This window comes from Aquitalea aquatica, from assembly GCF_013911085.1.
Lineage (GTDB): Bacteria > Pseudomonadota > Gammaproteobacteria > Burkholderiales > Chromobacteriaceae > Aquitalea > Aquitalea aquatica.
The window spans coordinates 28,149-41,084 of record NZ_JACERN010000017.1; the positions used below are offsets into that span (position 1 = coordinate 28,149).

The 12,936-nt window shown below is 61.4% G+C and carries 10 protein-coding genes; 1 reads left to right on the forward strand and 9 read right to left on the reverse strand.

Annotated elements, in window-relative coordinates:
- Positions 1–35: 35 nt before the first annotated feature.
- Genes iolB through H2Z84_RS04575 form a run of 3 tightly spaced genes read right to left on the reverse strand, consistent with a single transcriptional unit; the run spans position 36 to position 3,711 of the window.
- The gene (gene iolB, locus H2Z84_RS04565) at positions 36–833 is read right to left on the reverse strand and encodes a 5-deoxy-glucuronate isomerase (protein ID WP_181834922.1); all 798 of its coding nucleotides are present in this window, start codon (positions 831–833) and stop codon (positions 36–38) included.
- Positions 830–1,747: a myo-inosose-2 dehydratase gene (iolE, locus tag H2Z84_RS04570; protein WP_181834923.1), complete on the reverse strand. Its 918-nt coding sequence runs from the start codon at positions 1,745–1,747 to the stop codon at positions 830–832. The genes iolB and iolE overlap by 4 nt, the downstream gene beginning before the upstream one ends.
- 17 nt (positions 1,748–1,764) lie before the next feature.
- The gene (locus H2Z84_RS04575) at positions 1,765–3,711 is read right to left on the reverse strand and encodes a bifunctional 5-dehydro-2-deoxygluconokinase/5-dehydro-2-deoxyphosphogluconate aldolase (protein WP_258869292.1); all 1,947 of its coding nucleotides are present in this window, start codon (positions 3,709–3,711) and stop codon (positions 1,765–1,767) included.
- A gap of 226 nt (positions 3,712–3,937) precedes the next feature.
- Between H2Z84_RS04575 and H2Z84_RS04580 the strand changes: the two genes are divergently transcribed.
- Positions 3,938–4,804 (forward strand): MurR/RpiR family transcriptional regulator, encoded by an 867-nt coding sequence (locus H2Z84_RS04580; protein WP_181834924.1) that lies wholly within the window; start codon positions 3,938–3,940, stop codon positions 4,802–4,804.
- Here H2Z84_RS04580 and H2Z84_RS04585 read toward each other — a convergent pair.
- From H2Z84_RS04585 to H2Z84_RS04610, 6 genes are all read right to left on the reverse strand, one after another.
- Entirely contained in the window at positions 4,734–5,645 is a 912-nt protein-coding gene (locus H2Z84_RS04585; protein WP_181834925.1) for a DMT family transporter, read from the reverse strand. The genes H2Z84_RS04580 and H2Z84_RS04585 overlap by 71 nt on opposite strands.
- Before the next feature lie 167 nt (positions 5,646–5,812).
- Positions 5,813–6,838 (reverse strand): ABC transporter permease, encoded by a 1,026-nt coding sequence (locus H2Z84_RS04590; RefSeq protein ID WP_103525526.1) that lies wholly within the window; start codon positions 6,836–6,838, stop codon positions 5,813–5,815.
- Positions 6,839–6,889: 51 nt separating this feature from the next.
- On the reverse strand, positions 6,890–8,437 hold the full coding sequence (locus H2Z84_RS04595; protein WP_181834926.1) for a sugar ABC transporter ATP-binding protein: 1,548 nt from the start codon (positions 8,435–8,437) through the stop codon (positions 6,890–6,892).
- 57 nt (positions 8,438–8,494) lie between these two features.
- Positions 8,495–9,433, reverse strand: coding sequence for a sugar ABC transporter substrate-binding protein (locus H2Z84_RS04600; RefSeq protein WP_103525528.1), 939 nt, complete (start codon positions 9,431–9,433; stop codon positions 8,495–8,497).
- A gap of 386 nt (positions 9,434–9,819) precedes the next feature.
- Positions 9,820–11,676 carry a 3D-(3,5/4)-trihydroxycyclohexane-1,2-dione acylhydrolase (decyclizing) gene (gene iolD / locus H2Z84_RS04605; protein WP_309545435.1) on the reverse strand — a complete coding sequence of 619 codons (1,857 nt, stop codon included), beginning with the start codon at positions 11,674–11,676 and terminating at the stop codon, positions 9,820–9,822.
- A gap of 189 nt (positions 11,677–11,865) precedes the next feature.
- Positions 11,866–12,921, reverse strand: coding sequence for a LacI family DNA-binding transcriptional regulator (locus tag H2Z84_RS04610; protein WP_181834928.1), 1,056 nt, complete (start codon positions 12,919–12,921; stop codon positions 11,866–11,868).
- Positions 12,922–12,936: the final 15 nt, after the last annotated feature.

A 12,936-nucleotide genomic window follows, 5' to 3' on the forward strand; every position in this document is an offset into this window, starting at 1 on the left:
AATGGGCGTGGCCCGTCAGGGCGGGCCTGTCGGCTTCAGTCCGGCAGCTGCAGCAGCCACTCGTGCTGAGGATCGTTGCGGAAGCACCATTGGCGCTTGGGCCCGGCCATTACATTCAAGTAATAGGACTGGTAGCCGTAAGGCACACATACCGGGTGATAACCACGTGGCACCATCATCACGTCGTGGTTTTCCACCGCATGGGATTCGTCCAGGCTGCGGTCATCGGTATAGACACGCTGGAAGGCAAAGCCCTGCGGCGGGTCGATGCGGTGGTAGTAGGTTTCTTCCAGCACACTTTCCGCCGGCAGATTATCCAGATCGTGCTTGTGCGGCGGGTAGCTGGAAGAATGGCCGGACGGGGTGATGACTTCCACCACCAGCAGGCCGTCGGCTGGCTCGGTTTGCGGCAGGATGTCGGTGACGTAACGGGTATTGGCGCCCTTGCCGCGCACGCTGCGCTGCATGCTGGCAGGTGCAATCAGCCGCACCTCGCGCCCCGGCTGGCCGGGGGCCGAGCACAACGCCACTTCAGCCGGAGTCAGTGCAGTGATGGTAAGCACCACACCCGCCGGGACATACACTGCCCACGGGGCCTGCTCGTCAAACACGCTGCTGCGCTCGCCCAGGCTGTCCCAATGCTGCGTGCCCGCCGCTACCGCCACCTTGCCGGTGAGCACTACCAGACAGCATTCGCGCCCGGCCTCCTGCCAGTACTCCTGCTCGCCCACATCCAGCCGCAGAGCCCGGAAACCGACATGCTGCCAGTTGGCACGCTGCGGGGTGATGTCGGCAATCTCGCGTCCCTTGCCTGCCTTGACCAGCAAACTCATGCCACAGTCCTTTCCTGCTGATTGATGGCAGCCACCAGGCCGGACAGCGTGCGATAGCCCTTGTCGGCGTATTCGTAGCTGGGGGCCACCACCGGATCCTGCTCGGCCTCCACCACCAGCCAGCCGGCATAGTCGTGCTCGGCCAGGGTGTGCAGGATGGCCGCAAAATCGATGCAGCCATCGCCCGGCACGGTAAAGGCGCCGTTGATCACCGCCTGCAGAAAGCTCCAGTTGCCGTTCCAGGCTTGCGCCACCACTTGCGGGCGCACGTCCTTGCAATGCACATGCACCACGCGGGCAATATGCTTGCGTAGCACGGCCAGGGCATCGCCACCGGCGAAGGTGATGTGGCCGCTGTCGAACAGCAGGCCCACTTCCGGCCCGGTCACCGCCATCAGCTGGTCGATGTCCTGTGCCGTTTCCACATAGGCTCCCATGTGGTGGTGGTAGGCCAGGGTGATGCCACGCGATTGCAGGTGGCGGGCAAATTCGTTCAGCCGCGCGCCATAGGCCAGCCATTGCTGCTGACTATTGAAGCGGGGGCGCTTGTACAGCGGCTGCGGCTGGCCTTGAATGGCGCTGGCCACTTCGCCATACACCATCACCTGGCAGCCGTTGTGCACCAGCAATTGCAGATGCGGCTCGACCCGGCGGATTTCGTCTTCTACCGTGCCCTCAGCCAGCAAGCCGGAGTGCCAGCCGGAAATGCAGGCCACGCCATAGGGCTGTAACACGGCGGCCAGCGCGGCCGGGTCACGCGGAAATTTGTTGCCCAGTTCGAAGCCCTGATAACCGATGCGCGAGCCTTCGGCCAGGATGGTGTCCAGCGTTACATCACCGCCCAGCGAAGGCAGGTCGTCATTGCACCAGGAAATGGGGTTGATGCCGATTTTTACCTTGAATGGCTTGCTCATTATTCTCTCCCGGTGGTTCAGCGCGGCTGGCGACGGCTGCGCCAGATGTCGATCAGGGTTTCAAAATTGGCACGGGCGGCGCTGATCAGCCCGGCATCATCCAGTTCGCCGGCCAGCCAGCGTTGTGACGGTTCGTGGAACAGCGTGCGCCCCACCATGAAGCCACGGCAGCTGCTGCTGGCTGCCGCATCGGCAAAGCCCTGGCGCAGCACATCCAGCGAGGCATGCAAGCCCAGCAGCACCACACCACGGCAATAGGGGTCGCGCTCGGCCAGCAGGGCATCCACCGCCTGCCATTGCGCGCGGCTCATCGACTCCAGCTTCCACCATTCCGGATAAATGCCCAGATTGTAGAAACGCTTGAGGGCGCGCAGCACGGTATCCGGCTGCTGCGGCAGCTTTTTCGACGGAATCACTTCCAGCAACAGCTCATGGCCACTCAGTTGCGCCGCCTCGTAAATGGCACGCACCTGAGCTTCCTGCTCCAGCCGGTTTTCCAGCGTGTCGTCCGGGTGGTACTGCACCAGGCATTTGATGATGTGTTCCTGTGGCCAGCTTTCCAGCCGCGCGGTAGCGGTGCGGCCACGATCGAACTCCAGCGGATTGGAGCCGGGTAGCTCCACCGGACGGCCTATCCACCAGCCACGACCGGTAGCCGCGTAGATAGCGTCCTCACCGTAGCGGTCGTCCACCAGGATGCCGATATGGCCTTGCAGTTGCAGCGCGGCCTCGGTTTCGGCTACCGCCTGGACCAGCAGGTTCTTGAGGGTGGAAATGCGCGCTTCATCGACCCCGCTCTGCTGCGCCAGCTCGAAAAACTGCTTGCGGTGGTCAAAAGCGAAAACACACAGATCGTCCCATTGCTTGCGCTGGATGCTGACCCGATGCAGGCGATTGAGCGTGGCATCATCACCAGGACGTAGCGGTGTTGTTTCCAGGCCGAGGAAATAATCCAGCTCGGCCGGGGTGGGCATGGCCGGCGAGCAGCCATGGCGCGACACCACCAGCGCACCGCAGGCATTGGCGCGGGTGCAGCACCAGCCGTAATCGCGGCCATTGAGCCAGCCGGACAGGAAGCCCGACAGAAAGGCATCGCCGGCCCCCAGCACATTCATCACCTCCACCTGTGCGCTCTTGACCGAGAAGGCATCCTCGATGCGCTCAGGAATGGCTGCCGGAATCACCGCGCAGCCCAGCGGCCCGCGTTTCACCACCAGCGTGGCCTGCGGGGCCAGCTGGCGCACGACGGCCAGGCTGGTGAGCAAATTGTCCGAGCCGCCGGCGATATTGATTTCCTCTTCGGTACCGACAATCAGGTCGAACAGCGGCAGTACCGACTGCAAATGAGCGGTGACGCCATCGCTGGCGATATAACGCTGTTCGCCATTGCCACGGCCGGTAATACCCCACAGCACCGGACGGTAATCGATGTCCAGTACGGTACGTACATCATGCTGACGGGCTAGAGCCAAGGCCTTGCGGCTGGCCGCATTCACCTTGGCGCTGGAAAAATGGGTGCCGGTAATCAGCAGCGCCTTGCTGGAAGCGATGAAGTCTTCATCAATATCCGCTTCTTCCAGCGCCATGTCGGCGCAGTTTTCACGGTAGAACAGCAGGGGGAAAGTGTCGCGGTCCTTGATGCCCAAGAGTACCAGTGCGGTCAGCCGCTCCGGGTCCACTTTTACCTGGCTGACATCGCAGCCTTCCCCAGACAGGGTTTGCAGCAGGTAGCGCCCCATATGTTCGTCGCCCACGCGGGACAACATGGCAGACTTCAGGCCCAGCCGGGCAGTGCCGAAAGCGATATTGGCGGAAGAGCCGCCCAGATAGCGGGCAAAGCTGCTGGCGTCTTCCAGCCGGGCTCCCAGCTGGCGGGCATACAGGTCGATGGCCAAGCGCCCCAGACAGATCAGGTCCAGCGGTCGGTCGGCAGCAAAATGGGTGGTGTTTTGCATGGTGTGCATTCTATGTCTCGTTGAGTGACTGTCCGCCGCTGCAAGCTGCCCCCACCCGCCCGGGGAAGCAATCCGTCAGCCATATCGGTTGAAACCAGCATAAAACGCAGCCACGGCAAATGCAACATTTTTTTCGTATTTAATTTCTAATAGAAATTTATTTCCGAAATAATTTTTTCTAATCTGACCGATTCCCTCTAAAATAGAGCGGTCCAGACAGCAGAAACTTCACAACATGAGCAAGGAAATGAGCGCGGACCAGCTGATGCAGCGGATTGCCGAGGAGTACGAAGGCCTGAGCAAACAGCTGAAAGTGATTGCCAAATATATCGAGGAACATCGCCAGACGCTGATCCTGGAGCGGATAACCGATATCGCCCAGGCCTGCGAAGTGCAGCCATCGGCTATTGTGCGTTTTGCCCAACGCTTTGGCTTCAGCGGTTTTTCCGACATGCAGGCGGTGTTTCGCGATGCTTTTGCCCCGGCGGCCAGCAACGTCAACAATTACCAGAAGCGCATCCGCAGCGTGATTGCCACTCAGGACACACCGCTGAGCAACACCCAGGTGACGCAGAACTTCATTGCCGCCTGTCAGCAAGGCCTGGACGAGCTGGGTCAGACTCTGGACCCGGTTGCCATCGACAAGGCGGTTGATCTGCTGGTGAAGGCAGACAATATCTATGTGGTGGCGGTGCGACGCATGTTCCCGATTGCCAGCTATATCAGCTACGCCTTGCAGCACACCGCCAAGCGCGTGCATCTGGTATCCGGCCTGGGCGGCATGTATCACGAGCAGATACGCAGCATTCGCGAAAACGACTTGCTGATTGCCATCAGCTTTCAGCCCTATGGCAGGGAAACCCGCTACTGCGCACGCGTGGCCGCCCAAAGCAAGGCGAAGCAGCTGGTGATTACCGACAGTCAGCTCAGCCCGCTGTCGCGCCATGCCGATGCGGTGCTGACGGTAAAGGAAGGCAGCGCCTTCGCCTTCCGTTCGCTCACCAGCACCATCAGCCTGTGTCAGGCGCTATTCATTGCCTTGTCCTACCGGCTGGAACTGGTGATTGAAGAGACCCGCGACGCCGGGGCTTACGACGACTGATCAGCAAGGACGACATGATCAGTCCGGCGCCGGCCAACTGGCTGGCGCTCATGCTGCTGCCAAACCACAGCCAGGCCAGCATGGCGGTCCATACCGGCTCCAGCAGCAGAATGAAGGCCGAACGCTGCATCGGCACCCGCGCCTGTGCCCAGCCCTGCAGGAAGAAACGACCGCAGGTAGCCAGCAGGATGCTGACCAGCAGCCAGCCCCACACCGCCGGACTCAGGCTGGCGGGCCACCGCTCCACCATCACACTGCCGGCAAAACCGGCCAGCCCCGCCAGCAATAGCTGCAAGGCAGTCAGTGACAAGGCCGGTGCGCGGGCACCGGCACGCCCGTTCAGATTGAGAAACACCGACATTGCCACGGCCGAGGCCAGAAACAGGCTATCCGCCGCGTCCAGTTGCCAGCCGCCATGCAAGGCCATGGCCGCCACCCCGAGTACCGCCAGCGGCATCGCCCACAAGGTCTGCGCCAACAGCACCGTGCCAAACATCAATCGCGCCAGCACCGGGGCCAGCACCACCCCCAGGCTGCCGATAAAGGCGCCCACCCCCAGGTTATTGCTCAGCTGCAAGGCCAGCATCCACAGCACCATGGCCAGCGCCAGCATGGCGGCACTCCACCAGCTGGTGGCAGGCAAACGCCACGGCAATGGCTGAGCACGCAGACGCGCCAGCGCCGCCAGCACCACACCGGCGCTGGCAAAACGCACACCCAGAAACAGCAGCGGCGGCATGCCGCGCAAGACTTCCTTGGAACACAGCCAGCCAAAGCCGGCAATCAGGGTAACCAATACCAGGCTGGCTTCGGCCAGCCCGGGGCGCAGAGCACGATTCAAGACAACAACACCTTCCCGCCATTAATGAAAAAACGGGAAGGCTCGCCTTCCCGATCAACACCCTGCTGAGAAATTCATGTACAAACCACAGGCTGAATACAAGCGACAGGGTGTCACTCCGGCAACAGTTTAACCGGAGTCACACCCTGCGTCGTAGCAGTTGGCAGTTAGCTGCGGCGGTTACGCTGGCGGTACTGGTCGGCCACCACCGCCACCACGATGATGATGCCTTTGACGATTTCCTGGTAATAGGCATCGATGCGCAGGAAGGTGAAACCCGAGGTCATGGTGCCCAGGATCAGCGTGCCGATGACGGTGCCGGTAATCTTGCCCAGACCACCATTAAGCGAGGTGCCACCAATCACCGCAGCGGCAATCGCATCCAGCTCGTACATCATGCCCATGCCGGCCTGGCCGGATACCGCCCGCGCCGAGGTCACCACCCCGGCCAGCCCCGACAGCAGGCCGGCCACGGTATACACCAGGATCAGGTGTCGGTTGACATTGATGCCGGCCACACGGGCGGCAGCACGGTTGGCACCGATGGCATAGGTGTATTTACCGTAGCGGGTGTAGCTGAGAATGATGTGGAACACCAGCGCCGTTACCAGGAAGATGATCACCGGATTGATACCGGCACCAATGGCCGCGTAGTTATCCGACAGCATGCTGATGGGCTCACCCTGGGTGTACCACTTGGCCATGCCGCGCGCAGTCACCATCACGCCCAGAGTGGCGATGAAGGGGGGAATGGCGGTTTTGGCAATCACCGTGCCGTTGATCAGCCCGCATACCAGCCCCACCAGCAGACCGGCTGCCAGCGGTGCAATCACCGGCAGGTCGGTCAGCGTGGGGAAGACAGCGCGGGCAAAATCCGAAGTCTGCGCCAGACTGGCCGACACCATGGCGGTGAGTGCCACCACCGAGCCCGAGGACAAATCGATGCCGCCCATGATGATGATCTGGGTGACGCCGACGGCGATGATGCCGATGACCGACACCTGCAGAATCATCACGATGAGCCTTTCCTTGTTGGCGATAAAGCTCTGGCCAACAAAAATCCAGCCCAACAGTTCAAAAATCAGGGCCACGCCCAGCAGCACCATGAAGATGCGCGCTTCGGCCGGCAGTTTGAACCGGAATGCACCGGGCTTGGGAGATTTGCCCAGTGCTTGCGTATTGCTGATTGCCATGTTGTCTTCTCCTGCTGTTATTGTGCTTGCCTGCCGTAACCAACCAAGCGGTCAGCCGGCAGCCAGTGTCATGATGCTGACCTGGGTGGCATCGGCGCGGTCGACGATGCCGGTGACCCGGCCTTCATGCATCACCATGATGCGGTCACTCATGCCCAGTACCTCGGGTAGCTCCGACGAAATCATGATGACGGCCACCCCCTGCCCTGCCAGCTTGCAGATCAGCTTGTGGATTTCCGCCTTGGCCCCGACGTCGATGCCACGGGTGGGCTCGTCCAGAATGAGTATTTTCGGATTGGTCAGCAGCCAGCGGCCTATCAGCACCTTTTGCTGGTTGCCACCGGACAGGTTCTCAATCCGCTCATCCAGATTGGGTGTCTTGACGCGCAAGGTGCCGGACATGGCTTCGCACATGGCATCCAGTGCCTGCTGCCGGACAAAGCCGGCTTGCAGATTGTCACCACCCAGCACCGAAATCTGCATGTTTTCCTGAATGCTCAGGCTGAGAAAACAGCCGGTGTCCTTGCGGTCTTCGGTGAGAAAGGCCATGCCGTGCTGCATGGCGGTGCGCGGTGAATCGATGGTCACCGGCTGGCCATTGATACGGATCTGGCCGCTACTGGCCGGGCTGACGCCAAACAGGGTTTCCGCCACATTGCTGCGGCCGGAGCCGATCAGGCCGGCCACCCCGAGAATCTCGCCTTGGCGCAGTGAAAAAGACACATCGTGGAATACGCCGTCCAGCGTGAGATGGCTCACCTCCAGCGCCACCTCGCCAATCGGCACGATGGTTTTGGGGAACATCTCGGTGATTTCACGCCCCACCATCATGCGGATCACTTCGTCGTGGCTGAGCTGTTCCACCTGCTTGCAGCCGATGAAATGGCCATCGCGGAATACCGACACCTCGTCGGCAATCTCGAACAGCTCGTTCATCTTGTGGGTGATATAGATGATGCCCTTGCCCTGTTCGCGCAGCATGCGCACGATGCGGAACAGATGGGCGACTTCGTGCTCGGTCAGCGCCGAGGTGGGTTCGTCCATGATCAGCACGTCGGAGTTGTACGATACGGCGCGGGCGATCTCCACCATCTGGCGGCTGGAAATGCTCAGACTGGCCACCTTGGCCTGCGGGTCCAGCTCGATAGAGAGCTGGGCAAACAGCTCGCGCGTCATCTGATACATGCGCGCATGGTCGATCAGGCCGAAGCGGTTCAGCGGCTCGCGGCGGATCCAGATGTTTTCGGCAATGCTCATGAAGGGCATCAGGTTGAGTTCCTGATGGATCATGGCGATGCCGTTTTCCAGGGCATCCAGCGGCGATGTCAGCGCAATTTCGCGGCCGTGCAGGCGATAAACCCCCTGGTCCGGGGTGTAGACACCCGCCAGTATCTTCATCAGCGTGGATTTACCCGCTCCGTTTTCGCCCATCAGTGCATGCACGGTACCGGCGCGCAGGCGGAAGGACACATCATCCAGTGCCACCACGCCAGGAAAGGCCTTGCGTACACCTTGCACGTCGATCAGCAGCTGCTGGGCAGCCACCGGCGGCTGGGATGGGGCGGTAGTCAGCGGTTTTTCTGGGACCAGGCTCAACATGGTTTGCTCCTCATCGTCGCAGGCAGCCTCCTCAGCAGAGGCCGCCCGCTGCGGCAATTAGTTGCGCGACTGGTAGTTCTTCAGATTGGCCGGGGTCACCAGCTCGAACGGCACCCAGATCATCGACGGCAGCTTCTCGCCACGGGACAGCTTGAGGGCGGTATCCACCGCGCCCTTGCCCTGACCGGCGGCATTCTGGAATACGGTCACTTTCAATTCGCCGTTTTTCATGGCGGTAAGCGCATCCTGGGTGGCATCCACGCCAGCCACGATGGTCTTGTCCAGCCGCTTGGCGGACTTGAGCGCCTGGATCGCACCCAGGGCCATTTCGTCGTTATTGGACACCACGGCATCAAACTGCAGACCGGCGCTGAGCCAGTTCATCATCAGGTCGCGGCCATCGGTGCGCGACCATTTGGCGGTCTGCTTTTCCACAATCCTGATGCCATTACACGGCGCCTTGGCAATCACCTCTTCCACGTCCTTGGTACGCTGGCGTGCTGCCTGGTTGGACAGATCGCCCATCATCACCACGATATTGCCCTTGCCCTTCATCAGGCGGCACACCTCTTTCATTTGCACGGTGCCGGATTCGGCCTCGTTGGAGCCGACAAAGGCCACCTTGGCCGGCAGGGTTTTGTCAGCCGGCATGCGGTTTACGTACACCAGCGGGATGCCTGCGCTCTGCGCCAGCTTGGTGATTTTCGGGGTGGCATCGGTATCCACCACATTGACGATGATGGCGTCCACTTTCTGCGCAATGAAATTCTGTACCTGGCTGAGCTGGCGGCCCACATCGTTTTGCGCATCTTCAAACTGGATGTCCACGCCCTTCTGGCTGCCGGCATAGGTTTTCATGTTATTGCGCAGCACGGTGAGGAAGTTGTCGTCGAAGGCGGACATGGTCACGCCCAGTTTGGCAGCAGAGGCCGGCATGGCCAGCATGGTGAGGGAAAAGAACACTGCGGAACCAGCAAGCTTGGTGATGCGTTTCATTGATGCGTCTCCTGTCCTTATTAGTGGTTCGATCCCGAGATGCGCCGTGTTCCATGTTGCAGTGCAATGCAAGGCGCATATCGTCTGGTCGTGCAGCTAAGATAAGTGAGCCCGCGCATTATTGCAAATAAAATTTCACAAAGAAAAATTAGTAGAAATATTTTTCCATTTTTACTTTTGGTAGATAGCAGACCTCAACCATCCACTACCCGGCCACTTACGCGCCACCCCAGGCTATCAACTTGTTTTTAAAATGATTTACTGAAAAAAACTTGCGCATGAAAATGAAAAAGCCATGCCGCGCGGGCATGGCTACTGTCTTTCAGACCTGTGGCATTCAAAACATACTGTGAGCGCAGCACGCAGCCAATGCACCAGACGTTGCCTCAGTGGCGCTGGCGCTGGCGGGCCTCCTCATAGGCGGCACGGGCAGCCCGTACCTGCTCGCGTTCCGATACTTCCGGAATACCCACCTCCCACCAGCTGCCACCTTCCGGCGTGCATTGCGGGCCATCGATACGCAGCTGGATCAGATAACTGCGGCTGGCGGCGCGGGCGCGCACCATGGCGGCCTGCAGCTCGGCCACCGTACTGACCGTTTCCGCCTCCGCCCCCAGCGAACGGGCATTCTGGGCAAAGTCGATCTGCGGGATACCGTGTTCGCCATGCAGGCAATCGGCCAGCATATTGTTGAAGGGCAGGCCGCCGCAGGCCTGTTGCAAGCGGTTGATGCAGGCATACCCGGCATTGTCCAGCAGCAGCACGATGATCTTGTGCCCCAGCATCACCGAAGTGGCCAGCTCATTGTTCAGCATCAGGTAGCTGCCATCGCCTACCATCACGATGACTTCGCGCTCCGGCCGGGCCATTTTCACCCCCAGGCCACCGGCCACTTCGTAACCCATGCAGGAATAGCCGTATTCCATGTGGTAGCCACCCGGTGTGCTGGTGCGCCATAACTTGTGCAGTTCGGCTGGCAGCGTACCGGCGGCGCACACCACAATGTCGCGCTCAGTCGAATCTGCTGCCGACGCCTGCACCGCACCGATGGCCTCGGCGTAAGTCGGCAGGCTGGCACGCTGGCTGCGGACGATTTCGTCCACCTGCCTGCGCCAGCCATGGCACAGCCGCTGGCTATGGGCGGTCCAGTCGGTATCGGCCTGCCAGCTAGCCAGCGCACTACCCAACGCAGCTAGGCCGACAGCGGCATCACATTGCAGGCTGTGGCCACCCCATTTGATGGCATCAAAACCATTCACATTGATGGACAACAGCGTGGCCTGGGCATACAGCGCATGCGAGCCGGTGGTGAAGTCCTGCAAGCGACTGCCCACCGCCAGCACCAGGTCGGCCTGCGCGGCCAGTTCGTTGGCCGCCGGTGAGCCGGTGACGCCGATGGAACCGGCTAGCAGCGGATGATCCCAGGCCAGCGCACCCTTGCCCGCCTGGCTTTCGCCCACCGGTATGCCATGGCTTTCCACAAAATTTTTCAGTGCCTCCACACCGCCAGCGCTGTACAGCACCCCGCCACCACAGACGATGAGCGGACGCTTGGCCTGGCGCAGCAAGCTGGCCAGCGCCGCCAGCTCGGCGGGTTCGGGCTGTGGCTGACGGAAGTGGATATCACGCTCGGCAAAAAAGGATTCCGGCCAGTCGAAGGCCTGCGCCTGCACGTCTTGTGGCAGGGCCAGTGTCACCGGGCCGCACTGCGCCGGATCGGTGAGCGTGGCAATGGCGCGCGGCAAGGCGGTCAGCAACTGTGAGGGCACCACGATGCGGTCGAAGTAGCGCGATACCGGGCGCAGGCAATCCACCGCCGACACCCCGCCATCCTGAAAGTCCTCCACCTGTTGCAGCACCGGGTCCGGCGCACGCGAGATGAACACATCGCCCGGCAGCAGCAGCATGGGCAGGCGATTGACATGGGCCACCGCCGCAGCGGTGACCAGATTGGTACAACCGGGGCCGATGGAGGTGCTGATGGCCATCATGCGACGGCGAAAATGGGCCTTGGCATAAGCAGTGGCGGCCAGCGCCATGCCCTGTTCGTTATGGGCGCGCAAGGTGGGCAGCACATCCTGCGCGGCCTGTAGCGCCTCGCCCAGACCTGCCACATTGCCATGGCCGAAAATGGCCCACACCCCGCCAAACAGCCGCTCCCGGCTGCCATCCGGCAGGGTGACAAACTGTGCAGCCAGATAGCGCACCAGCGCCTGGGCTACGGTAAGGCGTACGGTTTTCACATCCATTCTCCAGGGAGGAAACAGCCTGCGCCCGGCTGGGCGGAGCCGCTGGCAGGCCATCAATGATCAGGTGCTTGTCTGCCACTACGATATAAGATTACCGTCAAATTGCAAAATATTTTTCATTTTAATTTTTTTTGGAAATCAATTTCCTTCAATGCAAACCGACAGGGCAATGGCCAGACAGATTCAGCCGATCAGATAAGGCCGGGCTGACATGTTTTCTGCCAGATACAGCCGGAACTCCGCCGGACCAGCCCCGGCAGCGGCTGGCGCTTGCTCCGCCACGCTCAGCACATGCTGCAAGGCTTTGATGGCCTGGCCATCCGGGTTCTGGTCGATCACCACGTCCAGCAGGCCCTGTTGCAGATACAGGCGGTGGTCGTCCGACAATTCATGCGTCACCCAGCACACTTTGTCATGGATGGCATGGCGGCGCAGCGCCGCTTCGATGCCGGGGGAGCCGGCCCCGCTGTTGTAAATGCCGGCAATCGGCTGCCCCCGCTTGAAGGCAAGGCTGACTGCGGCATGGCAACGATCGGCATCGTCATGGGTGGCGGTGGCCACCTGGTCACACTGCAAATGGGGAAAGTCCTGCGCCAGCACTTCGGCACAGCCGCTGGCACGCTCCAGATGGCCACGATAATCCGGCCGGCTGGACAGCAACAGCACGCGCCCCGGCTGGCGGCACAAGCGCCCCAGCAACAGGCCGGCAGTGCGCCCGGCAGCATGGTTGTCTATGCCCACGTAGCGTGCCTGCGCCAGGCCAGCCACATTGCTCACCACCAGCGCCACCTGCTCGCCACGCAGGATGGCCGCTTGCAAAGCCAGCTGCACTGCCGGGGTATCCGGTGCCGCCACAATCAGCCCCTGCCGGCGGTAGGGCCGTGGGCGCAGGGCGCGCAGCAGGCTGGCGTCGTCCTTTTCCCCCAGCGTCTGCTGATGCACCACCACCCGCTGGTCCAGCATGGGCAGTGCCGCTTGCAATGCCTGGCGCAGGCGCTGGAAAAATGGCGAGCGGTTGTCTGGCAACAGGATGTCGATATGGATCAGCCCGTGACGGGTATCCGGCAACAAGCGCGGCACCGCCAGCTCACGCGCGGCGGCCACCACCTTGGCGCGGGACTGGGCCGATACGCTGCCACGCTCGTTCAACACGCGGTCCACCGTGGCCACGCTCACCCCGGCGGCGGCGGCAATTTCGATAAAGCGGGCGGTTTTCTTGCGACGTGCGGGTGCTGTCATGGCGAGCCTTCCGGT